Raw genomic sequence first — 25,852 nt, 5'->3', positions numbered from 1 at the left:
CCCTGGAAGCTCCGCCAACAGAAAAGGAGGATTTATGCGCCTTTGATATCACTTGACCTGAAACTCGTCATGTGAGCGGCGGATGAACTCGTCGGTCGCGAGCGTCATGAGCTGCTGCCGGTCGGCGCCTTCGCGACGATAGTTCTTGTAACGGAAGGTGATCGTGCGCGGCAAGGATGCGCCCAACGGCCTCGGCTTTTCGCCGCATGGCGCGGGGCGAAACTTCTCGCGCACTCAGCGCCGCCGCATGCAGGCCGGACGCAGCTGATATCTTTGCGGAGGAGACAAAGGGGATCGAGCCCGCTTTTTCTCCGGCGTGACGGATAATTCGGAACTGCCAAGCGCCTACAAGAGCGCGTCGGCGGTACGTCGCCAGATAGAGCGATACGGCCTCGCCGAAATCGTCGACGCGGTGCTGCCGTTCGGTTGTATTATCGCTGGTGACTGGGAAGCCAACGCTCCTTGGCGCAAGAAGAAACAACGGCAGGCATAGACGCTGTTGACGCACAGATGACCATCCTCTCGGTTCAATCCGGAGTGACCGCGTGGGGTGAAGTCACGGCAACAGACCCAGGGGGCTTTACGTCCGCTATCGTTCTTGCCTGCACTACGAGCGCACCTACCGCTTGGGCCCCAGAGCCACCAGCCTGCAATGCGCCCGCAAGTCGGTCATTGAGGTGATCTTTGCTGTTGCCGATATCGGACGTTGCCGGCGACCACGCTGGGCATCGTAGTTTGGCTCTCCGCTCGCGCGCGACACATCCTCTAAAAGTTGATGCAATCTCTCAACAAACGTGATAGCCGCCGTCCCCGACTGCACTGATGGCTGCAATAAGCCGCTCTTCAAATTGACGGAGATCAGGGGAATGGGGTTAACCCGGCGCTTGGAAGAACACGGCGATCGTCCGGCGCTGATCTTTCCCGGCCGCACCCCGATCCCATACCGCGATCTTGCGCTGCGTGTCGCAGCGGTGGCAGCCGAGTTCGGACCCGAGAAAAAGTTGGTCGCGGTAGCAGCCGAGCCGACGGAACACGCGGTCATCTCTTATTTGGCGGCAATGCACGGCAGGCACGCCGTCGCATTGATCCCGCCCTGCGACGCGTCGGCTCTGGACGACTTCGTCGCCGACTATTCGCCTGAAATCATCTGCAGACGAGTAGACGCCCGCTGGCGCTGCCGCACGGGAGCTGGGGAGTCCAATGGCGCACTGCATCCCGATCTCGCGGTGCTGCTCGGTACCTCCGGCAGCACCGGCAAGAGCCGGTATGTTCGCCTGTCAGCCGCAGCAATCGAGGCCAATGCTAGAGCAATAGTCAGCTATCTGGAACTCAGCCATCGGGACCGGGCGGCGCTTATCCTGCCATTCCACTATTCTTACGGCCTCTCGGTCCTGAACTCTCATCTAGAGGCAGGTGCCAGCATTTATTTCCCGAAACACGGTGCCTCCCACTCTGCCTTTGCTCAAGAGATGCGCGAAGCGAGCTGCACCAATATCAGTGGCGTTCCCTACTCCTTCGAAATGATGGACCACGCCGGCTTCCGGAGGCACGACTTGCCTGAGTTGCGTTTCATGACGGTAGCCGGCGGACGCATGCAACAAGCTCTGGCCGAGACCTTTCGGCGTCATCTCGCGGACAACTCTGGCTGCTTCTTCATGATGTATGGGCAGACCGAGGCAACTGCTCGCATCGCCTATGTTCCCCCCGGCGAGCTCGAGGGCAATCTGGGCAGCATCGGCATTGCCATCCCGGGCGGCAAACTCCGGTTGGCTGATGAAGACGGCCGGCCAATCGAACAAAATGGCGAGCCGGGCGAACTCATCTACAGCGGTCCCAATGTGATGATGGGGTATGCCCATCGACGGGCGGATCTGGCAATGGCGCACGAAGTCACGGATTTGCGTACAGGCGACATCGCAAAGCGTGATGATCGCGGGTTCTATTCGATAGTCGGTCGCCGCAAGCGGATGTCGAAGATCGCGGGCCTACGCCTGAGCCACGACGCGATCGAAACGGCGCTTGAGAAAGCTGGGATCGCCGCAGCAGTCGTCGGAGACGATGAGCGCATTCTGGCGATGGTGACGACACCCAACGTCGACGACAACGAGGTGCTCCAGGTCATGATGGCTGCAAGCGGACTGCCAAGGCCGCACCTCGAAGTCGCCAGGGCGACATCGTTGCGGAAACTCGCCTCGGGGAAGGTCGACTATGCTTCACTCCAGGCTCGCCTGCGAGCCCCGCGTCAGCAGATGGCCATGAATGTCCTGGACGCCTTCAGGAATGCCTTCTATCCGCGTCAAGTTGGTCCCAGCGACACTTTCGAAAAGCTCGGCGGCGACTCGCTGCTCTATGTGCAGCTCTCGCTGACCTTGGAACGTAAACTCGGGAGCCTGCCGCAGGGTTGGGAAACCATGCCCCTTGGCGACCTTGCCCGAACCGCCGAACCCAGGAACCATAATCGGTCCATCGATAGTCAACTGGTCCTGCGTGCTGCCGCAATCCTGCTAGTTGTTATCCATCACGCAACGCTCTGGCCCATTCCGGGCGGAGCCGCCACACTCGTGATGCTGGTCGGGTTCAGCCTAGCTCGCTTTCAGCGCCATCGGCTGTTCGCCGGCGATGGTCTGACGGTGTTGCGGCCGCTGGCAGCCAACCTTGCACTTTATGCGCCCATCGTCGCGGGTTTCTCCCTGGCGCGTCGCGAGGTGCTATGGCCATCGGTCTTCCTGAGTGGCAATCTCGGCTTTGCCGCACCGCCGCACATGGTGCCGTATCTATACTGGTTCGTTGAGGCGTATGCGCAGACCATTCTTCTATGGGTGATCCTGTTTTCCATTCCGCAGGCGCGGCGCATCGCAGATGCAATGCCGCTTGCTTCTGGCATTTTCGTGCTGGCAATTGCTGTCGCAGCCAAGTTCCTCACGCCACTCGTCTGGTACATCGGCGGGCCGCAAATATTCACACTGCCTGACATCCTTTATTTGGCCATCCTAGGCTGGTGCCTGTACTTCCTCGACACACCGCCGAAACGGAAGGCGTTCTTTGCCGTCGCCACTGTTCTTTGTCTGGTGCTGGCCTGGTGGGGCGGCAATTGGACAGGCTCCTGGGTCAAGTTCATGCTGGTGCTCGGCGCGGTCTTCGTCCTGCTTTTCATTCCGCGCATTACATTGCCCACTTGGGCGGCGCCGCTCATCCTGCCGGTCTCTGCCGCCAGCTATCACATCTATCTTTTTCACCGCGTAATCCCCGACTGGCTGCTTCCGCAACTCGACCTGGGCACGCAGCAGCCTTCCGGGCCGGCAGCGGCCATTTCGATTGGTCTCGCATCAGGCTTGGCAGTATTCTGGTTGCAAAAACAATTTATTGGCTGGCTTGCGTATCGGCGAGCCTCCCGCCTCGGTTGGCGGAGCCATGTCGTCGGTGGCCCGTTGGAAGCAGCCGAATAAGACAGATTGGCCGGAGAACGGGGACGCCACTTCGACAAAGTCGGCTTGGCCGATCTTGGCCATGGCGGCGAGCAGGTGGAAAAGGGGAAACGGTTCCCTCAGATCGCAGCTTGCGGCGCCTCGATATCCGGGTCCAGCTGGTGCCGACAGTGTCGTGCCCCTCTAAGCTTTGGAGTTAATTCCAGGACTTAGCGTTGAACAATCGGCTCACAGCTAGGCCACGACGAGAGTGTTCTCGGGTGCGAACGCCCGGCGCGAAAGACGCCAGAAACTGCCGGTCCGCTTCCCGCCCCAAGAGCTCTCAGCACAGCCGCCAGTGAGCAGGCGGCGTCGGTAAGATGGAAACTGCAAGTTATGCGCAGCGCCATCTATGGAAAGCGCTGCAACTCGGTCAGGCAGATGCTAGCTTCCAACTTGTATTTTCCGCCTATCTGGGTTTCATAAGTCGGCAAATTACTTAGGGAGGAATTCAACATGATAAAAAGGGCAATTCTCGGCGCCGGTATCCTTGCCGCCGGCATGTGGAGCGCGTCGTCATCGACGGCCGCCGAAAGCCTGACCATGTATTGCGGCGTCGACGAGGTCTGGTGTCAGCAAACGGCGCGGGCATTCGAGGAAAAGACCGGCATCACGGTCGACATGACCCGCAAGAGCGCCGGCGAAATCTACGCGCAGCTGCGCGCCGAGGCGGCCAATCCCAAGGGTGACATCTGGTGGGGCGGCACCGGTGACCCGCACCTACAGGCGGCCGAGGAGGGTCTGACCGAGGAGTACAAATCACCCCTGATCGACCAGTTGCAGCCTTGGGCGGTCAAGCAAGCGGAAACATCCGGCCACCGCACGGTCGGCATCTACTCCGGCGCACTGGGCTTCGGGTATAACAAGGATCTGCTCGTCAAGAACAATCTGCCCGAGCCGAAATGCTGGGCCGATCTGATCAAGCCGGAGTACAAGGGACAGGTTCAGGTCGCCAACCCGAATTCCTCAGGTACCGCCTACAACATGCTGGCGACCATTGTCCAGCTGTTCGGCGAGGAGAAGGGTTTCGAGTACTTGAAAGCCCTGCACAAGAACGTCAACCAATACACCAAGTCGGGTTCGGCGCCGATCAAGGCAGCCGGGCTTGGCGAGACCACGATCGGCATCGTCTTCATCCACGACGCTGTGTCGCAGGTCGTTGCCGGCTTCCCAATCGTTCCCGTGACCCCTTGCGAGGGAACCGGCTACGAGATCGGCTCGGAATCGATTATCAAGGGCGCCCGCAACATGGAAGCCGCGAAAAAATTCTACGACTGGGCGCTCGAGGCCGATGTCCAGTCTAAGGCGCAGGATGCGGGGTCGTTCCAGGTTCCGTCGAACAAGGCGGCAAAAACCTCCGACAAGGCGCCGGACCTCTCGGCCATCAAGCTGATCGACTACGACTTCAAGAAATATGGATCGAGTGAAGAGCGCAAGCGCCTGCTGAAAAAGTGGGACGAGGAGGTCGCGTCCCTGCCTCAATAGCCGATGCGCTTTCGCCAAACCCGCTGGCCCCTTGAACCGACCGCCGTCCTTTGGATGGCGGTCGGTTGGATGGGGTTTGCCTTGCTGCCCTGGTACGGCATCGAGGACGGGTTCTTCGGCCTTTCCTGGCTGCTCGACGGCTACCCGTTCGACAGCAAATTCGCACCGGCGCTGGTTCTGGCCCTCAAGGGCGAGAAACTGTGGTTGGCGCCGCTCGGCTTCCTGCTGGCGGCGCCGCTGCTTCTGTGGGGTCGCAACAAATCCGATCCCTTTTTCGGCCGGCTACTCGTCACTGTCGGCGCTGCGGGATTTGGCTGGCTTCTGTTCCAGGGCTTCGCCATCGGGTTGCACGGCTGGCAGGTCAGCTGGCTGACGAGCCTGTTCGGCGATCTAGACGACCGCCAGTTCGGCATGGGTTACGGCGCCCTGCTGGTCAGCGGCGCCTTTCTGTTCCTGTTCACCCAGGGTATTGGCGCACGCGGTGCTGTCGGCGGCGACGTATTCGTCGTCAGCTCAATTGGCTTTGTCGTCGCGGTGGTTTCCACCTTCATCTTCATGCCAATCCTGATGATGCTGGCCAACGCCATGCAGACCGACGACGGGGGTTATTCCCTTGTCGCGTTCCTGGCCAAACTGTTCAGTTCGCGCCTCTGGAGCCTAGCTTGTCTCGCCGGCGGCAGCCGCTGCGGCGTTGCCTGGAACTCGCTGCTGCTCGCTCTACTCGTCGGTCTGCTGACCATGTTTATGGGGCTGGTGTTCGCGCTTGTCGTGACACGCACGGGTTTCCGCTACGGCAAGCTGCTGCGGGCGCTGACCGTGTTGCCGATCATCACGCCGGCCTTTGTCATCGGGCTTGCCATCATCCTGTTGTTCGGACTGTCGGGCGCAGTGACGCAGAGCGTCGCCGGCGTCTTCGGCATCCAACCCACACGCTGGGTATACGGACTTCCCGGCCTGCTCATCGCCCAGGTTCTCGCCTTCACCCCGATCGCCTTCCTGGTTCTGATCGGCGTTGTCGAAGGCGTCAGCCCGTCCCTGGAAGAAGCCTCGCAGACGCTCCGCGCCAGCCGCTGGCAGACCTTTTGGACCGTATCCTTGCCGCTGATGAGGCCAGGCCTCGCAAACGCCTTTCTGCTCGGCTTCATCGAAAGCATGGCCGACTTCGGCAATCCGCTGGTGCTGAGCGGCAATTATGATGTCCTGTCGACGGAAATCTTCTTCGCCATCGTCGGCGCGCAGAACGATGCGGCACTTGCGGCGATCCTGGCACTGGTGCTGCTAGGCTTCACGCTTGTCGCCTTTTATGCGCAGCGCTTCTGGATCGGCAGGCGCTCTTATACCACTGTCACCGGCAAGGGCGACGCCGGGGTCCATCCGCGCTTGCCTACCGGGCTGACATACGCGCTCTATGTGATCGCCGGACTGTGGACGGCATTCACCGTATTGGTCTACGCGGTGATCTTCTATGGCAGCTTCGTCAAGCTATGGGGCGTCGATCAGAGCCTTACATTGCAGCACTACAAGAAGGCATTCTCCGTCGGCTGGAATGAATTCGGCATCCATTGGTCGGGCTCGGCCTGGAGTTCGTTCTGGACGACGATGGAAATAGCACTGATATCGGCGCCGCTGACCGCAGGGATAGGACTTCTGACCGCCTACCTTCTCGTTCGCCAGAATTTCCGTGGCAAGAACGCCTTCGAATTCGCGACCATGCTGTCTTTCGCGATCCCGGGAACTGTGATCGGCGTCAGCTACATCATAGCCTTCAACGTGCCGCCGATCGAATTGACCGGAACTGGCATCATCCTCGTGCTGTCGTTCATCTTCCGCAACATGCCAGTCGGCGTGCGCGCCGGCGTCGCCTCGATGTCGCAGATCGACCGCAGCCTGGATGAATCCTCGCTCACGCTTGGCGCCAACTCCTGGCAGACCTTCAGACGCGTCATCCTGCCATTGCTGAGATCGGCGATGCTGGCGGCGCTTGTCTATTCCTTCGTGCGCGCCATGACCGCGATCAGCGCCGTCATCTTCCTGGTCAGTGCGCGCTACGATCTTTCGACCAGCTACATCGTCGGACGTGTCGAGAACAATGAGTACGGCATCGCCATCGCCTATTCGACGGTGCTGATCGTCGTCATGTTGGTGGTCATCGGGCTGATGCAGCTGGTCGTCGGCAGCCGCAACATCGGTCGGCGCGGCATCCAGAAGGGCGACGACGGCTGGAGCGTGCGCACCAATGTCAGCCTGCCGGCAACGCCAGGCGGCTAGACGACAATAGCAGGAGCCGGGTGATGGCTGAGATTCGCGGCAATGCCGCCTCTGTGACTTTCGAGCATGTCAGCAAGACCTATCCGGGCGCGAGCACGCCAGCGGTGAACGACATCTCGCTTGCGATAGAAGCCGGAAAGCTGGTGACGCTTCTCGGACCTTCCGGGTGCGGCAAGACGACGACTCTGCGCATGATCGCCGGCCTGGAAATGCCGTCCAGCGGCCGTATCCTGATCGGCGGCGCCGACGTGACGCGTTTGCCGGCCACCGACCGCGACGTGTCTATGGTTTTTCAGTCCTATGCACTGTTCCCGCATATGACGGTGATTGAAAACGTCTCCTATGGTTTGCGCTTCTCCGGCCATGACAAGAAGGAGGCCGCGTCCCGCGCCCGCGCTGGATTGGCACTGGTCGGCCTGACCGGTTTCGAGGCGCGCCTGCCCAGCGAACTGTCAGGCGGCCAGCAGCAGCGCGTGGCGGTTGCGCGCGCGCTGGTGCTCGAACCGCAAGTGCTGCTGTTCGACGAGCCCCTCTCCAACCTCGACGCCAAACTGCGCCGGCACGTGCGCGAGGAAATCAGGGAGATCCAGATAAAGCTCGGGCTGACCGTGGTCTATGTCACGCACGACCAGGAAGAGGCGCTGGCGGTTTCGGACCGCATCATAGTCATGAACAAGGCAGTGGTCGCACAGGACGGCACGCCACGCGAACTCTACGACGCGCCGGCCAATGCGTTCGTTGCCGACTTTATCGGGGAAGCCAACATCCTGGATTGCGAGGTGGTTTCAGTAGAAGGCGATGAAGCCACCGTCCGGCTGGGTTCGCTTGCCTTGAAACTGCCGGCGCGACGCCAGCTGGCCGGCCCGGCGAAGCTGGCGGTCCGTCCGAGCCGCATCGAGATCGGGCCTGCCGGCACGCCGCAGACGATCGCCGGCAGGCTCGAAAAGGTCACCTATGTCGGTAGCCATCTCGAACTGATCATCGGCACACCGCACGGCCAAGTGTTTGCAATATCGCACGATATCGATGCGCCGTTTCAGGCAGGCGACAGCATCGGCATCGGCTTTCCAGGGCGCGGACCGGTTCTGATCAAAGCTTGAAGGATTGCACGCAGAGTTGGCGGATCTGGGCGAACACGCCGCTGCCGGCGCAAATCACCAGCGCGCCGTTTTCCAGCACCGTCTTTGGGTCGGGCTTGACTATCGTGCCGCCGGCTTCTTCCACCAGCAGCATGCCTGCCAGGCAGTCCCAGGCGTTCATATGCTCTTCGACATAGCCGAGCAGCCTTCCGGCGGCCGCATAGGCGAGCATCAACGCGCCGGATGCGTTACGGAAAAACACGCCGCCCTTTGAAAACAGCAATCCGATGAGCGTTGCGACGTTCTGCATTTCGGCGCGGTTGGAAAAGCCGGTGCCCAACGAGCCGTCGGTCAGGCTGGTGGCCGCGCTTGCCCTGATCGGCTTGCCGTTGAGAAAGGCGCCGCCGCCCTTTCGGCAATGGAACGTTTCGCCCGTAGAGGGCTCGTGGATGACACCCACGACAGTGTCGCCGTCCTTGGCGCAGGCAATGACCACGCACCAAGCCGGAATGCCGCGCACGAAATTCGCAGTGCCGTCGATCGGGTCGATGACCCAGACATGCCCGGTCGATCCGGCGACCGAGGCATGCTCCTCGCCGACAATTCCATCGGTCGGGTAGGCGGCTTTCATTGCCGCGCGGATGAATAGCTCGACCTCGCGGTCGGCCTGCGAAACCATGTCCTGATGACCTTTGCTCTGGATGGCGAGGCTGTCGAGGTCGCGAAAATACTTCAGGCCGAGCTCGCCGGCGCGCTGCGCGAGATCGATGGCGAAATGTTCACGCGCTTTGTTATCGGATGTCATGAGGTCCTTCAGAATATGACCGCGGGCTGGAAATGGGCTAGGTGGAGAAACGTAGCGGTCGAGATGAGAGTGTGCAAATGATGACCTCTGCACGCGCGCGACATGGTCGTCGTTTGTATCGGTCAAGATGTGCGCTACTGCGTGGAGGGCTCGCCTGATGGTCTTTGCGCGCCCATCAGCCCCGACTATCCCGGATGAGCTGGCCGACCACAACCAGCGCACCATGAGGTAATGCCTCAGTTTGATGGATGCCGTTGCGCCGAAGCGGTTGGTAGCACCGTCAATGAAGCCCGACGCCTGCTTCCGAAGCCCAATAGTTTGCGACTTAAGGCCACACCAGCGAACGCATTGGCAACTTACCATGGTGTCCCGAGGCACCCGCCCGCCCGGGTTTGTCGGCGGGGGTGGCACTGGCTTGTGGGCCTCCATGAGACGCGCTCTGCCGAGACCCTCGTGCACACTCCGGACCACCTCATGCCGGGCCGCTCTAGCCGGGAAAACCCCGATCACTCTAAAACGACCGCGAGCGTCGCGTGACTCGATCCGACCTGCTCCTGCCGTTCCTATTAAGCCGAATTGCTGGGTCTTCCATCATCGCCATGCTTCTAAAGCGCCGACGGCCAACAATGATGCCGACCCGTAGGCCTGGCTCGCAGACGTGCTCGCCCGCATCGCCGACACGCCGCAAAGCCGGCTGGCCGATCTCCTGCCGTGGAACTGGGAGCTTCGATCAGCGAAAGCCATCGCTGCATAGGACAGGAGAATGGCCTCACAGACGAAACAAATATCAGTCACGAGAGAACCGGGCGCGGGTTCACGAGATGTTGCTTCGCGATTGGGATCCTATCGGTATCTACGGCATACTAGAGCCTGCCGACGAATACGACGCATACGCAAACAAGGCCTATGTCATGCTGATGGACGAAGGCGCCACCGCCAGCGAGATCGCGGGCTATCTCTTCACCGTAGCCAACGAGCACATGGGACTAACCGACCGCGGACGACTCGCTGAGAGAAGCGATCAGCTGGCCAAGCTACTCGTCAGTCTCCGGCCTGAGTTCAGTACCCACTGACGGCAGCTCGGCCGGATATCTGGGAACCGCGGCCTTTGCCGGAGGCTTACCTTGTGGCGTTGGAATGCTCGAAGGCACCGATCGGCATCGGCGCGCTGTCCACCATTCCGTTCGGCTCCACCAATACCGTACCGCTCTCCGACCAGTCTCAGGGTGCATGCCGTGCTGCGAATCTGAAGCTTTTCGCAGCCCCCTCGAGATGGACCGGTTCGGCCGACGATATCTTCAATGCTGTCAAACGCTTCCTGCCTCGGGACGCGTTTCAAATCTGGTGCTACCGCCATTATCTCTTCCGGAAGCACCATTTCACTTTATAATAATTTCTGCTTGGGTGAGCAAAGGGTGCTCGCGGGTGGATGGGACATTGCATGAATGATGAGTTTATCCTGGTCACAGGCTCTCATGGGCTTATCGGCAAGGCAGTATGCGGACGGCTTGTGCGAGCGCACAACCGTGTTCTTTTCGCCGACCTTCGCGCTAGCAACGCTTTTGATATATGCGACAGCAACAAGATGGAGATCGCCGCTTCGCAGGTGACCGGCATCATTCATCTGGCTGCTGTTTCCCGTGTTATCGACGCTGAGTGTGATCCCAACCTGTGCCATTCGGTCAATGTCGACGGTACGCGCCAAATTCTGCAAGTGGCTCTAAGAAGCAAGCTCAAGCCCTGGTTTATCTATGCGAGTAGCCGGGAAGTGTACGGCCACCAGCATGACAAAGTGGTCCACGAGGATTTTGACCTCGCTCCTGTCAACATCTACGGGCGTTCGAAACTCGGGGCGGAGCGTCTCGTTGCGGCGGCACGTGAGGATGGGCTCAAGACGGCCATTCTACGTTTCTCCGGCGTCTATGGTGCCTTGAACGATCATGCCGACCGTGTTGTGCCGGCATTTGTCGCTGCAGCATTGCGCGGCGGCGTCTTGCGTGTAGACGGGCCGGATTGTGCATTCGATTTCACCCATATCGATGATGTTGCATCCGGCGTCCTGGCTGTGGCGGACCAGCTTGCGGCAGGCGAACAGCGGCTGCCGCCGATACATTTTGTTTCCGGTCGGCGCACGTCCTTGAAGGCGCTCGCGGAGTGTGCAATCGCAGCCGGCAACGGCCGTGGACGCTTTGTCGTCGCACCACCGCGCAATTTCGACGTGCACGAATTTGTTGGCGATCCGACTCGAGCACGGGCACTGCTCGGCTGGCAGACGACGGTGGCGCTGGAGGAAGGACTGTCAAAACTCGCTGGCTTGATGCAAAAAGATCGTGAAAGCGAAACGGAAGGAGCGCAAGCCTGATGCCCCGCCCGGGAGCGTCGCTCGGCTACAAAAAAATGGTGGGTTGACGGGCCACGCAATCAGCTAGGGCTTCGAGAGTTGCTCGCTGCAGAACCATCGGAAGTGGCACGCGCGCCGCGGAAGGGGAGCGGATCCGAGAGATCTACGTCCGTTCCATCTGGCGCGTGGTGATGTTGTTTATAGCTACCGTCCCGGAGTTCATTTTCAAGAGGTTCACATTTTGATAATCCCGGCGCGAGCGCCCTGGCAGCGAATGTGGCGGACGGTGCTGCCGGCCGGGACTGCCGCCATTGCGGCGCTGCTCGGAGCCGGGTTCCTCAACGCGCTCCATCCAGCGCTCGATTCTGTCAGCCATTTTCGACTCCATCTAGCCGCGTTGCTGGCACTGTCGTCCTTCGTGCTGTGGTGGCGCGACGCCCGAGTGATGGGCTTCTGCGCCTTGTTTTTCGGTATGACCGCCCTTGCGGCAAATATCCCCGTCGGGCATGTTTTTGCAGGTTCCAAACCGCCCTCGCAAAATAGTGCGACATACCGTCTGCTGCAGATCAACATGCTATTTGACAATCCCAAGCGTGCCGAACTTTTGTCGTTCATCCGCAGCACACAAGCAGATGTTGTCACCCTGGAGGAAGTGAACGACCAATGGGTCAGGGCGTTGGCGTCGCTCGACGATCTCTATCCTAACAAGATCATATGCGGCGCCCGGCCGGAGGACGGCGTGGCGATATTTTCACGGCTGTCATTCGGTCAGGCTCGCACAACAGATTGCGTTGCGGAACGAATGTTTGTCAGAGCTTCGGTCGACTTCGACGGCAAGACAGCTGTCATCGCTGCTACCCATCTAAGATGGCCATGGCCTTTTCCGCAGTTTGACCAAATAGATGCATTGGCCGAACCCATCCGTCAGCTGGACAGAAACGCTATCCTGGCAGGCGACTTCAATGCCACGCCCTGGAGTGCGGCGGTGGACCGGATCGTGAAGCGGGGAGGATTGAATCTCGTTCCTTCGATCGGGCCCACTTGGCTCTCGAACCATCTACCCGCGTCCTGGCGTTTTGCCGGGCTGGCCATCGATCACATTATGTACAAAGGAGACGTTGTCGTTCATTCCGTTCGAAAGGTTGATGCACCGGGCTCGGACCATCTTGCCTTGATCGTCGAATTCACACCCTGAAGGATTCGGATTGGGCTTCGGTGCCTCGGCTGAGTTTGACTACCATGTGAAAGTACGCAGTTCTGGTAGCTGCCGGATATTTCCGCTTTGCCGATTCTGGAGCGCGCGTGTGGTCCGTCGATCAGTCCGATGGCTTCAACTATTCCCCGCGACTTCGGCGGTGTTGGCGCCGCTCTTGTTAACAGCCCTGTCCGGACCATTAGGAGCGATCTTCGGTGCGACGGTCCTCGTCGTCGTCACAATCGTCCTCGCTCTGACAAGCGGATCAGAAAACCCTTCCATCGCCAAACAGGAGCCAAGCGAGGCTTCAGCGATTTTGCACGCGCCAGCACCTTATCGCAGGATTGCGAACGTCACCCGACTGGCAGTCTTGTCGTTGCTTGTTGGATTGGCGCTGGTCATCTATCTGCGCCATATCGGCAGCAATCCAGCGGGGCTTTTCTGCGACGAGGCCGCCGTGGGCCTGCAGTCCTACCGTCTCCTGCGGGGCGAAGCCGATCTTGAGAGCATCCCAATTTTTGTGCGGAACTTCGAATATGTTCATGTCGGCATTTTGCCGCTCCTTGCGGCCGCACCGTTTGTAACTGTCTTTGGTCTTGACGCTTTCGGGATCAGGCTGACGTCTGCGGTGCTGACACTGGCAACGCTGGTGGTTTTCTATTTTACGCTGCGATGGTTAAAAATCCCGTTTGCCAGTGTTGCCGTCGCCCTTTTTGGGTTCACTCCGATCGTGATTCATGTTGGGCGACTGAATCTTGGCCACGCTCCGTCGGTGTTCCTGCTGGCGGTCGGCTTCTATCTCTACGTCCAGGCCAGGATGAAACGGTCGATCTGTCTGGCGATCTGGGCAGGGGCGTGTTTCGGACTGAGTCCTTACAGCAATGGTCCATTTTACGTTTTCACGCCAATGGTGGTCGGAGCGCTCGGCCTGAGTGAACTGTGTTTCAACGGCCGTCGCGTCAAGGAATGGAGCGTCTACGCAATAACATCCGGTGTAACGCTGTTGTGGTTCGTCCCGATCGGATACAAGGCGCTTGCCGACCCGTCGTTTTTCCACAGGCTGCACGACAAACAGCAATCACAGCTTGACTTGCTGTCGCTCGGTCGAATCCAGGAAATGCTCGTCAATTATCCGAAGTATTTCAGCCTCGATTTCCTTTTTCGGATTGGAGAGGTCGGGCTTCCTGGAGGCTGGATTTCCCGCCACTCCGTCGCCGGAGCCGGTGTGCTTAGCTGGGCGGCACTTCCCGTCTTCGCGATAGCGCTGTACGCAGTCGTGCACTGCTGGCGTCATCCGACGATGAGGTTTCTGCTCCCGTGGGTGGTGATCGCCATTACCTACCCGCTTCCCGACCTTCTGACAACGAGCAGGGACCGACCGCCATATACGTTCGCCATTGTGGGTGCGTCGATCGCCATACCGTTCCTTTGCGGCTTGGCATTTCTGGGTCTGCAATCAGCGTCGAGCGGTGGATGGACGACAAATCGAGTGCGAAGGCGCGACCAGCCTGCCGCCGACGGCAAAAAACCGCGACCTCGCGTCCTGCTGTGTTGGGCCGACCAGCCCCTAGTGCTTGCAGCGACTGCGTCGTTACTGCTTTTTTCAATCGTCTTTTCCGGCCTGCGGTTCTACACGGGGCCCTATGAGAGATACCCTTTGATCTCTGCGGATTACTGGGGCTGGCAATACGGTCCGAAGGAGATGATTGCCTACTACAAGGCCAATTGGCTCGCTTACGACGAGTTCATCATGGATGGCAACTACAATGGAGCCTACATTTTTCTCGACCTTTATCTGACCAATCCGAATGAGCGTCGGAAAGCGTCATTGGGTGATCTTGACCGCCTTGATCCCGCCAAGAAGCAGCTTTTTGGCGTTCGTGCCGAGGTCTGGAACAAGATGTCAGACATCGCGAAAAGTGGTTTCCGACTCGACAAGGTGATTTTTTATCCGAACGGCGAGGCGGCCGCGTACCTCTTAGAGCTAAAATAGGACGGCTCTCGCGTTCATATCGGGAGCAGATGGACACGCCATTTCGGCCTGATGATCGGGTTGGTGACCCCAATCAAGACCCGGACAATTCTGGCTGGAGCGGCTCGCCTGTCTTGCGGTATACCAGTTCCGCGAACAGCTTCTCGTACTCTTCCACTGTCTTGTCGGTGTTATAGCGGGCAGCGATCACTTCACGCGGCTGAACGTACTGATCACGGTTGCGGATAACGCGGATGATCGCGGCGGCCAGCGCATCGCTGTCGCCGATGGGGACAACCTCGCCCATGCCCGTCTGGTGAACGGCCTGGCGTACGCCTGGTAGAGCGCTGGCGATGGACGGTGTGCCACTCAGCATGGACTCCACCTGAACAAGACCGAATGCTTCGGTTGAGTTGAGGCTGGGAACGACGACCATAGAGCAGTTCGGGTAAAATGCTGCGAGATCCCGCTGGCTTAGATTGCCGAGGAAGATCCAGCGTTCCTTATGTTGCTCCAGCATCGGCTGAAGCCGTTGCGCATAGGCCTGCTCGCCAAGCACGTTCTTGTATGTGCCTGCAAACATCACCTTTGCATCGGGATATACCTGCAGAATCCTGGGCAGGGCGCGCAGCAGGACCTCCACGCCCTTTTCTGCCGCAAGACGTGCAACCATGCCGATGACCGGCCCCCTTATGTCCCAGCGTTGCGCGAAGGCGCCGATTTCCAAATCGTCGACCTGCGGCATCTCCACGGGCGGCGGGATGATACGCACCTTGGAGTGATAGCGGCTGAGATAGGGCGAGTGGTCGGCGTAGTCCTGCGTGTAGGTGACGATCGCAGTTGCCAATATGGCGCCGATGTTGTTCGCGAGGTCGACCGCGGCATTTGCGGCGCGATTTGCAAGCGTCGGCACGAGTTTGACGTCGCAATGATAGGTGAGAACCACAGGCATTCGCCGCAGGCGGCCACGTAGCGCAAGCCCTGGTGTCTCGAATTGTGGCAGATGCAGGTTCATCACGTCATGCTCAGCGGCAAGCGCGCTGGCCAATCGCCCAAAGGTCGGCATGATGACGCCCTTGCTTATGCGCGCCATAACCGGCGCGCGCACCACATGCACACCCTCGATTTCCTCGCGTAGCGGCAAGTTCGGGTCATGTTGCGAAGTGAGCACGGTGACCGAATGCCCGCGCCGCACCATGGCCCTGGCCAATCGTTCGACATAGATCGTTAGGCCGCTGGTGTAAGGACGATAGTAGGTCAGGGCGATGAGCAGTCTCATGCGCTTGCCTCGAACAGCGGACGATTGCTAGAAACCCAGTCCCACAACGATTCGATACCTTTGTGGACACCGATTTTGGGCACCCAGCCTAGTTCCCTCTCGGCTTTTGACGTGTCCATCACGCAGACGCTCTGATCGCCAGGACGCCATTCCCTGTAGGTGACGGGAATTGCGCGGCCTGCGAGGCGCTCGAGCTGGGGACCAACCTCCGCCCAGATTGACAGCGCGTTCGCAGGACCTCCACCGATGTTGTAGATCTCGCCTTGCGCGACATCGATGCGCTCGATAGCAAGCCTGTAGACATCGATCAAATCGTCGACGTGCAGCATGTCGCGCACCTGCTTGCCGTCGCCGTAGATCGAGATCGGGCGGCCCAGCTGCGCGGCAATGATGAAGTGAGCCAGCCAGCCTTGGTCTTCTACACCGAACTGGCGCGGGCCATAGATGCATGACTGGCGGAACACTACCGTGCGCAGCCCGTAGATGCGGGCGTAGTCGCGTACGTATTGGTCGCCTGTGCCCTTGGAACAGCCATAAGGAGAGTGAAAATCCAACGGCTGGATTTCCGGAATTCCCTTTAGATCACGGTAGCGGTAGTGGGTCGCTTCCTCGACCAGTGCCGCACCCTCCATGCCTCCATAGACCTTGTTCGTGGAGGCGTAGAGCAGCATCGGCGGTTTGGGCGCGAGGCGAACGGCTTCGACCACGTTGAATGTTCCCAGCGCGTTTATCTCAAAATCCTCGCGAGGCTGATTCACCGACGTGGTCACTGCGACTTGACCGGCCAGATGCACGACCACATCGACTTCGCGTGCCGCTGCGACCAGCGCACTTGCATCGCGCACATCGGCTTCGATCAGCAGCGCAGCGTCGCCGAATGTACCGCGCAGCCAGGTGAGATTCTGCTTGCCCCCGGGCCGGGACAGATTGTCATAGAGCGTGACCTGATGTTGCTCGGACAGAAGGGAATGAGCCAGATTGCTCCCAATGAAGCCGGCACCGCCAGTAATCAGAACGCGCATGGATGCTCCTGAAGGCAATGGCGCCAGACTAGCTGCCCAGGTGGAACTGACAACTCACTCATCGCAGAAAGATAAAATTGCTGCGGTAGCCCGCCAGGCGAGCAAATCGTGTCGGAACCCTTTGCGCCATCATCTCGGCGGTTTCGTGCGAGGCGGGGAGCAGCCGGCCGCGATGATAGACATGGCATTCGAACCCGGCGGCTTTGAAGAAATCAAACACGGCCCTGCTATTGGGGTTAAGTCGTGTCTCGATCTCGATGACGATGAGCGCCGGTCGCTCGTGGAGCAGCGCAGTCATGCCTTGCAGCACGGCTAGCTCATGTCCCTCAACATCGATTTTCGCAACCAGCGGCCCCGGCGTCTGCGCCAATCCAAGGCGATCCATCAATCGATCGACCGTTTCAACTGCACAAGGTTGCCGCCAGACATGCGAATTCGATGAAGGTGACAGTCGCGCCAGCGGGCGTCTCCAGGTGCTACCCGTGCCGTCGTCTACAAGCCAGGCGGTACCGGAGCTATCAGACGCAGCCGCCTCGATCACCTGGACGCGGTCACCCAGGGTACGCCTGAGATAGGCCGCCTGCGCGCTGTTCGGTTCGACTACTACGACGTCGGTGCAATACTTCAACATGTGCAGCGCGTAGGGACCAAGACCGGCGCCGACATCAAGGCCAAGCGGAACCTTCGAGGGCCAATCCGGTCGCCAGGCGCGGATCAGGCGAGGCAGATGTGCGACGAGGTCGAGTTCGGCCTCATGCAAACGATAAGCGAATGCGAACAACCTTTGGTGCAGTCGCGCGATCGGAGGCAGGTTCAGGAGATCCATGAAGCCATCGAGGAGGAAATACCTCGATCTTGCACATATCGCTGAGCGGACGGCAACCGATATTCGATGTTGCTATCCTGCATGCGAGCCGACATGATCCGTCGTTCCTACCGTGGACCCAATTCGCCATCATGTTACAGCAGTCAGTATCGGCGGTGCACCAGCCGCCCGTATGGCTTTCGAAACGGATGCTGACAGCAGCAGCCTGTCTGCTCGTCGTGACACTTGGCGCTTTTTTGCGGCTCGTCGGAACGAATTGGGACGAAGGCGCCAACCTTCATCCCGACGAGCGCCACATGATGTTCGTCGTCAGCGACACGATGACCGGCCTCGCCGCGCTGAAGCCTGGCGATATGTCTCTGGCCGAGCTGTGGTTCGCCACCGGTGAATCACCGTTTGATCCTCGCCAGAAGGAAAGGCTCTACGTCTACGGTGAGTTGCCGCATCTCGCCGTCAGCGGAACGGCCTGGCTCGCCGGTATGAGCGGCTGGCCGGAGGTGCTTCGGCTCGCTCGCACAATGGGCGCGGTACTGGACGCCTACACCATATTGGCTGTGTTTCTGCTGGGGACGCTTGCCCTGCGCAGCGCGCCGGCAGGCCTCGGCGCGGCAACGCTCTATGCTTTGTCACCGCTTGCCATACAGCATGCGAATTTCTTCACCGTCGACATCTGGCTGACGGCCGCCACCGCCTGGTGCCTCGTCGCCGCGACCATGCTGGTGAGAGCCCGAAGCCAGCGCGCGGCATTGGGCTGGGCGGCTGCCAGCGGTGCGCTGGCGGGCATCGCTCTGGCCTGCAAATTGCCAGGTTTGGCGCTTTTCGGCGTTGTTGTTGTGGCGATCGTCGTCAATTACCGGGGCAGGGGTGCGCACCGGCGGCTCGCGTCCCTTGCAGCGGCACTTGCCTTGGCGCTGGTATTCACCTGCGTCGCCTTCCGGCTGGCCTGCCCCTTCACTTTCCAGGGGCCGGGTATTTTCGGCCTGGCGCTCGCTCCCAATTTCATCAAGGGTTACGCCGAGATGAGCCACGTGGTTCTGGATCCGGGGTTCCCGCCCAATTGGCAGTGGATCGCGGGCTACAGTCCGGCAAGAGCCTTGCTCGATCTCGGCATCTGGGGTCTCGGACCCGTGACAACCGTCGCGCTGGTCGCAAGCCTGGCACTCCTCGCATGGCGAGGACCGCCCTCCTGGCCGGGATTGTTGCCCCTGGCCGCGTTGGCCGCGGCAATCACGATCTACTGGATCTCGGGACCGATACCGGCCCTGCGCTATGTGATGCCGGCTTTGCCCGCGCTCTGCGTCATCGCAGCGGCGCCGTTCCCGTGGCTCGCAGCCTCATTGACCGGCCGCGCCCTTCTGGCGTTGATGGTGGTCGCGGCCGGTCTATGGGGCCTCGGTATGGTGACGCTTCACTCCAGCACGAACAGCCGCGTTGCCGCCTCGCGTTGGCTGTGGCTCAACACGCAACCTGGCACTGTCCTGGTCAACGAGACGCCTTGGGACGACGGACTGCCAGTTCCGGTCCGACTGTCGGGCAAGCCGGAACTGGCCTGGGCCGGCCAAGGGGAGCATTTCGAACTGCTGACGTTCGGCCTGGAGGCTCCCGACAATGAGGAAAAGGCGGCGAAGATCGCCAAGCTGCTCGATCAAGCAGACCTCGTGATCCTGTCGAGCGAACGTATGCGTAAGCCGATCACCGCCCTTGCAAGCCGATTTCCGATGACGAGCGCTTATTATGAGATGCTTGGCAGTGGTGAACTATGCTTCGAACGTGTCTATCGCGATCAGCGCGGTTATCCGGTTCTGGGCTTCGCATTCAGCGACCGGAGCGCGCAGGAGCCGTGGTCGGTCTATGATCACCCGACCGTCGAAATCTATCGCAAGCTCGGATGCTATGAACGGCAACGCACTCAGTCGCGGCTTATTCAGGCCTTGGCCAACGGGTCGTGAACGAAGACCGGGGGAGAGGCGCCGGCTCTAAGCGCCTGCGCGGCAATGGTAGCCGTGTCGAGGGAACGGCGCACTGCTGCGTCCATGTCGATATAGGCGTAGCAGCCAAGCCGGCCCAGAAATGTCAGGCCTGTCTGGTTCCTGGCCAAGGCAACATAGCTTTCGAGAAGCTGCTCATCGCGCGCCAGACGCAGTGGATAGAACATCGGACTGTTCGGTCCTGCTGCTTCGGGGAATTCCTTCCAAACGACCGAAACGTCCGATCGGGGCTTCCGCCAGGGTGACAGGTGGCGATGCTCGGTCATTCGGGTCCAGGCAAGTTCGGCGTCCGGAAAATTCATGACAGGACAACCTAACGCGTCGCCGCGCACCCGGATTTCTTCGAAGCGCAGGCTGCGATAGCCCAGCCGTCCGAGCGAGTACCCGAAGTAGCGATCGATGCCGCCTGTGTAGAAGGTGTGGGCGAACATCTCCGACAGATTCTCCGCGGCGACGCCGAGGCGAAGTTCGATCCTGGGATGCGCGAGCATGGCTTCGACGACTTCGGTATAGCCATGGCGTGGCATGGCTTGCTGACGATGATGGAAGTAATTGCTGTCGTACGAGAATCGCATCGGAAGACGCTTGAGGATGCTGGCCGGCAGATGCTCGGCCTCGACGCCCCATTGCTTTGCGGTGTAGTGGCAGAAGAACGCCTCATAGAGCTCCTGGCCTACCATCGCCAGCGCCTGCTCCTGGAAGTTGGCAGGATTGGCGTTCGTCACGCACCGTTTCGCTACGAAAGCCTTGGCTTCCTCCGGGGTCATCGCCGTATGAAAGAACTGATTTATCGTCAAAAGGTTGATCGGCAGGTTGAAAACGCGGCCTTTGACGGTGGCGTGAACGGAATGGCGATAAGGTAGCCATTCGCCGAAACGCCTGACGAAATTCCAGATATCCTCATCATCTGTATGGAAGATATGCGGGCCGTAGCGGTGAATCAGGATGCCGGTATCGGCGTCTTCCGAAGTGTGACAATTGCCCGCCACATGACTGCGCTCGTCGACTACAAGGCAGTCGAAGCCGGACTCCGCGAGGCTGCGGGCCAGCACAGCGCCGCTAAACCCAGCTCCAGCCACAAGGACCCTGGTCAAGCGGCTGCCTGCTCGTGCGATGCTGTTGTGCCCATCTCGAGCGATGTGATAGCAAGACTGGCGCCCATGGTCGAGACTCCACGATCATGTCGCCGCCGCCCTTTCGGCGCCTGCCTTTCGACCCAACGTCGCTTTGTTGCGACCGAACGGTCACTGTCCCTCCCGGTTGTGTGATCCATGCCAATTCTGTCCGTCATCGTTCCAGCCTACAATGAGGAGCGAAACATCGAAGAAGCGATCGATGACGTGCTCCAGCACGTCGCGTCGACGGTTCCGGATCTGGAAATCATCATCGTTGACGACGGCAGCCGGGACAAGACTGCGGCGCTTGCGAAAGCGCTCGCTGTGCGCGATCCACGCATCGTGCTGATCCAGCAGTCGAACCAAGGCCATGGCCCCGCGTTGGCGAACGGTTTGGCGAAAGCCACGGGCGACTGGCTTTTTCTGCTCGACAGTGACCGTCAGGTCCCGCTTGATGATTTCGCGCGGCATTGGCAATTGACGGCGAGCCACGATGTCGTCCTGGGGTTTCGGCGGCCACGCCGCGACCCGCCACATCGTTTGCTGATTTCGGCGGCGATGCGTCTCCTGTTACGGCTGCAACTGGGAGTCTGGGTACGTGACGCCGGCGCGCCGTACAAACTCATAAGGGCCGACGTCTGGCACACGGCGCGCCAATCGATGCGCCCAGGATGCTGGATTCCGTCGGTCTTGATTGCGGCGGCGGCCTTGCAGCGTCCCGATTTGAACACCGTGGAATTGCCCGTAGACCATAGGCCACGTCGGCACGGGCCTTCGACACTGAACCTTGGCCGGCTGGCCAAGTTCTGCAGAGAGGGTGTGGCCGACGTCGTCGATTTTCGAAATCATTCCAAGCAGCAGCACGATAGACGATGATTGACGCGGCAAGCGTTGGCTCGATTCTTCTTGTCTGGCTTGCCCTCGCAACCTGCGGTCTCCTGGCATGGCCGCTCGCCGGCCTGCTTCTGCCCGACGACCTGGACCGCGGCTATCTGGCCGCCAAACCGCTGGGTTGGCTGATCGGATCATATGTGGCATGGCTGGCGAGCGTCGCCGGTGTGCCGTTCTGGCGCTTCGGCTGGATCGTCGGCCTTGGCGCCCTTGTCGTCGTTTTTGGCATCGCAAACAGACGTCCCAGAACTCTCCCGCCAGTTGCCCGTATTTTGCAATGGGAGACCGGCTTTCTCGCCATCCTGCTTGTCGGTGCGGTGATCAAGGCCGGGGTTCCTGATATTCACGGCCTCGAGAAATTCATGGATTTCGGCTTCGTCAACGCGGCCTTGCGGACCACCACAATGCCGCCACCGGATCCGTGGTGGGCGGGCGCACCTATCAATTATTACTATTTCGGCCATGTCGCTGCAGCCTGGCTCATCCAGCTCGCCGGCGTGCCGTCCGACCACGGCTTCAACGTGATGATCGCCGTCTTGTTCGCGTTTGCCGCAACGCTCAGCTATCGCATCGTCGAAGGCTGCCTGCACCCCGGATCGCCGCGCATCGCACTCGTCTGTGGTTGCGCGGCTGCTTCACTCGTCACTTTGGGCGGCAATTTCCATAGCGTCCTGTACGGGCCGTTCCGGCAATTTTCGTGGACCACCTATGCCAGGGATTTCTACTATCCGGACTCTACGCGCTTCGTTGGCTTCGACCCGCCGACCGGAGACAAGGGATTTACAGAGATGCCGGCTTATGGCTTTGCCGTCGGCGATCTCCACGCACATTTGCTGAACTTGCCGACGGCATTTCTGCTGGTTTTGATTCTGGTGCGGCTGGTGCAGCGAGAAGCCGCGCCTCGGCCCACGGGTGGTGTGCGTCCCGTCGAGGCGATCATTCTCGCCCTGCTGTTCTCTGTGGCGGCCATGTGCAACAGTTGGGATGCCATTTCGTACGGAATATTGATGGGCCTGGCGGGCCTCATGCTTATGCTGCGGCCCGGTTCTGGACAGGTGGGCTGTCTCGTGCGTTTGTCGGGTTGGGGCTTCTTCGTGATAGTCGCCGCCTTTGTGCTGGCCGCGCCATTTCTCCTCGACTTCAAGCCGATAGCGTCGCATCTGAAGTGGTCCGATGCGCACACGCCGCTGTGGCAATTGGCAGTACTCTACGGTCATGTGGCCGTTCCATGCGCGCTGCTGCTGGCCGGCATGCTGACGCGGATGCGCCGCGATCCCCGCTGGCTAGCCGGCGCCATGCTGGCTGCACTCGCCGTCGTGCTGGTTGCGTTGCCGGAGATCGCCTACGTCAAGGACATTTATGGCGAGGACCATCGGCGCGCGAACACCATGTTCAAGCTCAGCTTCGAAGCCCAGCCGGTAGCCGTGATGGCGAGCCTCATTCTGATCGGCCTTCTCCTGCAGAGCGTACGGACAGCAGTTGCGCTGGTTGGGCTGGTGCTTTCGGTGCCGTTGCTTGCGACGCTGTCCTATGGCGGCATCATGCATGGCGGCCTTTTTCGTTCGCTGGGCTCTCGCACCCTCACGCTGGACGGTCTGGGCTTTGTCGATCGCACGCATGCCGAGGACAGACCATTGGTGGACTGGCTGCGCGATCAGCCCCCGACCAGGCATATTCTCATGGTTGAAGCGCCCGGCGACAGCTTCGGCGACGCCGGGCGCCTGTCGGCGATGTCCGGCGTACCGTCCCTACTCGGCTGGCGGGGCCACGAATGGCTTTGGCGCGGCAACATTTCCCCCGTCTACGCCCGCTCGGATCAGATCAAGGCGTTTTATTTGTCCAGGAGCCTTCGCCAGGCGTGCGATTTCGTGGCGGCTGAGAGCGTTACCCATGTCGCGATCGGAACAATTGAGCACCAGAGTTTCTCGGGTCTCGACCTGTCTGTCCTGGAGCAGCTTGGGCCGGCGATCGTGCGAAGCGGAGCCTCATTGCTGATCGAGGTGGATTTAAAAAACTGTCAGCAATGATGTCGCTTTGCCGTAACGGAAATGTGGGCTATGTTGCTCGAGCGCGGGACAATCGGCCGCGGATTCGGATGGGGGTTCGATGGTGGGGTCTCGGTCGAGTAGCGGGATTGCATGCCTCGTCGCGCTGGTCGCGCTTGCGCTGGCTATGTTTTCAGCTTCTCCGGCCGAAGCACGAAATGTCCCCGGATCTGCCTCCGCCATTCAATCGCGCATTGACCGGGCAGTTGCCTTCTCGCTCGTCGACACGACGCTGACCACGGCGCGCGACGCGGCATTATTCAACCTGTGCCAGGATTTTGCGAGAAACGTCGACGAACAGGGCCGGGATCTGCAGCGATCCCCCTGCGAATGGGGGATATCGCTCGGGGGCGGCATTCGCTATGTCGAAGGATCGCCAAACGGATTTGATTTCGATTTCACCTCGACCTTCGGAAGCCTCGTTGTCGCTCACGCGATCTCGCCGTCCACGACGGTGGTCGCCGCACTTATCGCCGAAACAGGTGACGGAAAGCTCCATTTCAACGATGGCACGCTGAAGAACAGCGGCGTTGGCGGGCTCGTCGGCGCGATCGTCAAGTTGAATGATGGGCTGGATCTGAGCGTCATCGGCGGTGCGGAGTGGCTGAACTACAAGACCACCCGGTCCGGAGGGACCTATAAGGGCGAGTATGACGCGCTGCGCTACATGGTCGACGCGCAGCTGCACGGCGTCCACGATGCCGGCACGTACTTCGTCGACTATAGCGGCGGTCTGCGGTTCATTCATCAAAAGAGTGACAGTTATCAGGAGTATTCGGGCGGCGTGCCGTTTGCCGATGTCCCTGAGAGCGATTTCACGGCACTCACCGGCCTCGGCAACGTAAAGATTGGAACCGTGATGCAGGGGTTCACGCCGTATGTGGAAGCCACTGGCTATGTCAATTTCATTGACGATACGGATCTGTCCGCGGTGCTGGGCACGGCGGAGCCCGGCAAGGAAAGCGTGTTTGGCAGGCTTGGTGTCGGTTTGGAGATGAATGTCGCATCCGGCATGCTATCGCTCACCACAGGCGTTTTCGCCGGGCAGGGCGGCTTCCAGGGTGTCGACGGCGGCTTCAAATTCGTCAAGACGTTTTAGCCATGACTGTCGCGAGCGTCCTTGAGCGACAAGCCAGTGCGGATTTGGCGCCAAATCCCCGACGGGCAACCGCGCGACAGATCGTTGGGTTTGTCCTGCGTATCGTGCTGTCGGCTGCTTTGTTCGCGGCGGCGTTGTGGGCTACCTCCGCGACGCTTGACTTGCGGCAATTGACCGTCGTCGGCCCCAAAACCCTTGGCCTATGTCTGATGCTGTCAGCGCTTGTCGTCTGCTTGCTCGCATGCCGCTGGCGTTCCGTGGTCGCGGGATTTCCGGAACATCCGGATCGGAACTACGTGCCGGATGTTGCTTCTTTCGTCAGGCTTACCTGGATCGGTCTGGCCGTCAACCAAGTCCTACCTTCCGTCGTCGGTGGGGACGCGCTGCGCGCATCTCTGCTCGCCGGACAGGGTGTGCCGGCGGCAAGGGCCGTGGGCTCGGTTGTCGTCGACCGACTGTATGGTCTGGTCGGTCTGGCGCTGCTGTGCATGGCGGCCATGCCGTTGCTCGGTAACGACCTGTTCGGATCGACCCTTCTGGCCGCCGCTGTAACGGCTGTGATGGTTGTCGTTGCCGCAGCGGCCATCCTCATATGTAGCCGTCAATTCGACCGCGCGAAACGATTGGCCGTGGCTCTAAGGCAAACGACGTCGCTGCGGAGGAACTTGATTTTGATTCCTACGGCGATAGCGGGTCATTTGGCCAATGTCGCAATATTTCTGGTGATGGCGCATGCACTGGGTGCCGACCTGCCGATACTGCCGGCAACGGCCGTGTTGCTGAGCGTGCTTCTCGTCTCGGTTCTGCCGCTGTCCATAGCCGGATGGGGCCTTCGAGAGTTCACGCTCGTGCAGGCATTCGGCAATATCGGCGTCGAGCACGACAAAATCGTCTTGTCTTCTGTCGCTTATGGTTTGTTCCTGCTTGTGACGCAGGCCTTGGGATTTTTTCTGATCGTCGGGAGAAAACGGCCGTGAC

General features: G+C 60.2%; 21 protein-coding genes and 1 pseudogene. 15 read left to right on the top strand and 7 right to left on the bottom strand.

The window, feature by feature from the left end; genetic code table 11:
• Positions 1–48 precede the first annotated feature (48 nt).
• The gene (locus NKH98_RS28440; RefSeq protein ID WP_352903507.1) at positions 49–174 is read right to left on the bottom strand and encodes a hypothetical protein; all 126 of its coding nucleotides are present in this window, start codon (positions 172–174) and stop codon (positions 49–51) included.
• Positions 175–884: 710 nt separating this feature from the next.
• Here NKH98_RS28440 and NKH98_RS28430 point away from each other — a divergent pair.
• The 4 genes from NKH98_RS28430 (at position 885) to NKH98_RS28415 (ending at position 8,317) form a co-directional block, all read left to right on the top strand.
• Positions 885–3,446, top strand: coding sequence for an AMP-binding protein (locus NKH98_RS28430; RefSeq protein WP_352903493.1), 2,562 nt, complete (start codon positions 885–887; stop codon positions 3,444–3,446).
• 474 nt (positions 3,447–3,920) lie between these two features.
• A complete protein-coding gene (locus NKH98_RS28425; protein ID WP_352903491.1) occupies positions 3,921–4,949 on the top strand; it encodes an ABC transporter substrate-binding protein in 1,029 nt (342 codons plus the stop codon).
• Positions 4,950–5,018: 69 nt separating this feature from the next.
• A complete protein-coding gene (locus tag NKH98_RS28420; protein WP_352903489.1) occupies positions 5,019–7,217 on the top strand; it encodes an ABC transporter permease in 2,199 nt (732 codons plus the stop codon).
• Between the two features lie 23 nt (positions 7,218–7,240).
• A complete protein-coding gene (locus NKH98_RS28415; protein ID WP_352804642.1) occupies positions 7,241–8,317 on the top strand; it encodes an ABC transporter ATP-binding protein in 1,077 nt (358 codons plus the stop codon).
• On the opposite strand, the gene NKH98_RS28410 is transcribed toward NKH98_RS28415, so the two are convergent.
• Positions 8,307–9,101: an inositol monophosphatase family protein gene (locus NKH98_RS28410; RefSeq protein WP_352903487.1), complete on the bottom strand. Its 795-nt coding sequence runs from the start codon at positions 9,099–9,101 to the stop codon at positions 8,307–8,309. The genes NKH98_RS28415 and NKH98_RS28410 overlap by 11 nt on opposite strands.
• Before the next feature lie 625 nt (positions 9,102–9,726).
• On the opposite strand from NKH98_RS28410, the pseudogene NKH98_RS28405 reads away from it, so the two are divergent.
• The 6 genes and pseudogenes from NKH98_RS28405 to NKH98_RS28380 form a co-directional block, all read left to right on the top strand.
• A pseudogene (locus NKH98_RS28405) lies at positions 9,727–9,855 on the top strand (transposase domain-containing protein); the annotation flags it as partial.
• 67 nt (positions 9,856–9,922) lie between these two features.
• Positions 9,923–10,174, top strand: a complete 252-nt coding sequence (locus NKH98_RS28400; RefSeq protein ID WP_352903485.1) for a hypothetical protein — start codon at positions 9,923–9,925, stop codon at positions 10,172–10,174.
• Between the two features lie 35 nt (positions 10,175–10,209).
• A complete protein-coding gene (locus NKH98_RS28395; RefSeq protein ID WP_352903483.1) occupies positions 10,210–10,491 on the top strand; it encodes a hypothetical protein in 282 nt (93 codons plus the stop codon).
• Positions 10,492–10,542: 51 nt separating this feature from the next.
• On the top strand, positions 10,543–11,463 hold the full coding sequence (locus NKH98_RS28390) for an NAD-dependent epimerase/dehydratase family protein (protein WP_352903481.1): 921 nt from the start codon (positions 10,543–10,545) through the stop codon (positions 11,461–11,463).
• A 253-nt stretch (positions 11,464–11,716) separates the two neighbouring features.
• A complete protein-coding gene (locus tag NKH98_RS28385; protein ID WP_352903480.1) occupies positions 11,717–12,637 on the top strand; it encodes an endonuclease/exonuclease/phosphatase family protein in 921 nt (306 codons plus the stop codon).
• Between the two features lie 175 nt (positions 12,638–12,812).
• Entirely contained in the window at positions 12,813–14,630 is a 1,818-nt protein-coding gene (locus tag NKH98_RS28380; RefSeq protein ID WP_352903478.1) for a phospholipid carrier-dependent glycosyltransferase, read from the top strand.
• A gap of 73 nt (positions 14,631–14,703) precedes the next feature.
• Here the strand turns inward: NKH98_RS28380 and NKH98_RS28375 are convergent, their stop codons facing one another.
• Genes NKH98_RS28375 through NKH98_RS28365 form a run of 3 tightly spaced genes read right to left on the bottom strand, consistent with a single transcriptional unit; the run spans position 14,704 to position 17,736 of the window.
• A complete protein-coding gene (locus NKH98_RS28375) occupies positions 14,704–15,888 on the bottom strand; it encodes a glycosyltransferase family 4 protein (protein ID WP_352903477.1) in 1,185 nt (394 codons plus the stop codon).
• Complete coding sequence (locus NKH98_RS28370) at positions 15,885–16,910, bottom strand: SDR family NAD(P)-dependent oxidoreductase (RefSeq protein ID WP_352903476.1); 1,026 nt, start codon at positions 16,908–16,910, stop codon at positions 15,885–15,887. Before NKH98_RS28370 ends, NKH98_RS28375 begins: the two co-directional genes overlap by 4 nt.
• Positions 16,911–16,968: 58 nt before the next feature.
• Positions 16,969–17,736, bottom strand: coding sequence for an FkbM family methyltransferase (locus NKH98_RS28365; protein ID WP_352903474.1), 768 nt, complete (start codon positions 17,734–17,736; stop codon positions 16,969–16,971).
• 188 nt (positions 17,737–17,924) lie between these two features.
• On the opposite strand from NKH98_RS28365, the gene NKH98_RS28360 reads away from it, so the two are divergent.
• Positions 17,925–19,685 carry a glycosyltransferase family protein gene (locus NKH98_RS28360; RefSeq protein ID WP_352903473.1) on the top strand — a complete coding sequence of 587 codons (1,761 nt, stop codon included), beginning with the start codon at positions 17,925–17,927 and terminating at the stop codon, positions 19,683–19,685.
• On the opposite strand, the gene NKH98_RS28355 is transcribed toward NKH98_RS28360, so the two are convergent.
• The gene (locus tag NKH98_RS28355) at positions 19,661–20,818 is read right to left on the bottom strand and encodes a UDP-galactopyranose/dTDP-fucopyranose mutase family protein (protein ID WP_352903472.1); all 1,158 of its coding nucleotides are present in this window, start codon (positions 20,816–20,818) and stop codon (positions 19,661–19,663) included. The two genes, NKH98_RS28360 and NKH98_RS28355, sit on opposite strands and share 25 nt — an antisense overlap.
• A 177-nt stretch (positions 20,819–20,995) precedes the next feature.
• Here NKH98_RS28355 and NKH98_RS28350 point away from each other — a divergent pair, with 177 nt between their 5' ends.
• Together NKH98_RS28350 and NKH98_RS28345 are read left to right on the top strand one after the other, a co-directional pair.
• Positions 20,996–21,715 (top strand): glycosyltransferase family 2 protein, encoded by a 720-nt coding sequence (locus NKH98_RS28350; RefSeq protein WP_352903471.1) that lies wholly within the window; start codon positions 20,996–20,998, stop codon positions 21,713–21,715.
• Positions 21,712–23,757 (top strand): DUF2298 domain-containing protein, encoded by a 2,046-nt coding sequence (locus tag NKH98_RS28345; RefSeq protein WP_352903470.1) that lies wholly within the window; start codon positions 21,712–21,714, stop codon positions 23,755–23,757. The genes NKH98_RS28350 and NKH98_RS28345 overlap by 4 nt, the downstream gene beginning before the upstream one ends.
• 274 nt (positions 23,758–24,031) lie before the next feature.
• Here the strand turns inward: NKH98_RS28345 and NKH98_RS28340 are convergent, their stop codons facing one another.
• Entirely contained in the window at positions 24,032–24,208 is a 177-nt protein-coding gene (locus NKH98_RS28340) for a hypothetical protein (protein ID WP_352903506.1), read from the bottom strand.
• On the opposite strand from NKH98_RS28340, the gene NKH98_RS28335 reads away from it, so the two are divergent.
• Together NKH98_RS28335 and NKH98_RS28330 are read left to right on the top strand one after the other, a co-directional pair.
• Positions 24,131–24,874, top strand: coding sequence for an autotransporter domain-containing protein (locus NKH98_RS28335; RefSeq protein ID WP_352903502.1), 744 nt, complete (start codon positions 24,131–24,133; stop codon positions 24,872–24,874). The two genes, NKH98_RS28340 and NKH98_RS28335, sit on opposite strands and share 78 nt — an antisense overlap.
• 2 nt (positions 24,875–24,876) lie before the next feature.
• On the top strand, positions 24,877–25,851 hold the full coding sequence (locus NKH98_RS28330) for a lysylphosphatidylglycerol synthase transmembrane domain-containing protein (protein ID WP_352903469.1): 975 nt from the start codon (positions 24,877–24,879) through the stop codon (positions 25,849–25,851).
• The last annotated feature ends 1 nt before the right edge of the window (position 25,852 follow it).

Source organism: Mesorhizobium sp. M0833, assembly GCF_040319905.1.
Lineage (GTDB): Bacteria > Pseudomonadota > Alphaproteobacteria > Rhizobiales > Rhizobiaceae > Mesorhizobium.
Note: the sequence above shows the minus strand (reverse complement) of the source record. Positions and strands in the feature narration are given on the sequence as shown.

Bases quoted from the DNA above. Each gene is read 5' to 3' on its own strand.
- NKH98_RS28400 (WP_352903485.1), top strand. From the start codon at position 9,923: ATGTTGCTTCGCGATTGGGATCCTATCGGTATCTACGGCATACTAGAG.
- NKH98_RS28360 (WP_352903473.1), top strand. From the start codon at position 17,925: ATGCTGACAGCAGCAGCCTGTCTGCTCGTCGTGACACTTGGCGCTTTT.
- NKH98_RS28350 (WP_352903471.1), top strand. From the start codon at position 20,996: ATGCCAATTCTGTCCGTCATCGTTCCAGCCTACAATGAGGAGCGAAAC.
- NKH98_RS28425 (WP_352903491.1), top strand. From the start codon at position 3,921: ATGATAAAAAGGGCAATTCTCGGCGCCGGTATCCTTGCCGCCGGCATG.
- NKH98_RS28385 (WP_352903480.1), top strand. From the start codon at position 11,717: ATGTGGCGGACGGTGCTGCCGGCCGGGACTGCCGCCATTGCGGCGCTG.
- NKH98_RS28370 (WP_352903476.1), bottom strand. From the start codon at position 16,910: ATGCGCGTTCTGATTACTGGCGGTGCCGGCTTCATTGGGAGCAATCTG.
- NKH98_RS28330 (WP_352903469.1), top strand. From the start codon at position 24,877: ATGACTGTCGCGAGCGTCCTTGAGCGACAAGCCAGTGCGGATTTGGCG.
- NKH98_RS28390 (WP_352903481.1), top strand. From the start codon at position 10,543: ATGAATGATGAGTTTATCCTGGTCACAGGCTCTCATGGGCTTATCGGC.
- NKH98_RS28415 (WP_352804642.1), top strand. From the start codon at position 7,241: ATGGCTGAGATTCGCGGCAATGCCGCCTCTGTGACTTTCGAGCATGTC.
- NKH98_RS28420 (WP_352903489.1), top strand. From the start codon at position 5,019: ATGGGGTTTGCCTTGCTGCCCTGGTACGGCATCGAGGACGGGTTCTTC.
- NKH98_RS28365 (WP_352903474.1), bottom strand. From the start codon at position 17,736: ATGGATCTCCTGAACCTGCCTCCGATCGCGCGACTGCACCAAAGGTTG.
- NKH98_RS28345 (WP_352903470.1), top strand. From the start codon at position 21,712: ATGATTGACGCGGCAAGCGTTGGCTCGATTCTTCTTGTCTGGCTTGCC.
- NKH98_RS28410 (WP_352903487.1), bottom strand. From the start codon at position 9,101: ATGACATCCGATAACAAAGCGCGTGAACATTTCGCCATCGATCTCGCG.
- NKH98_RS28375 (WP_352903477.1), bottom strand. From the start codon at position 15,888: ATGAGACTGCTCATCGCCCTGACCTACTATCGTCCTTACACCAGCGGC.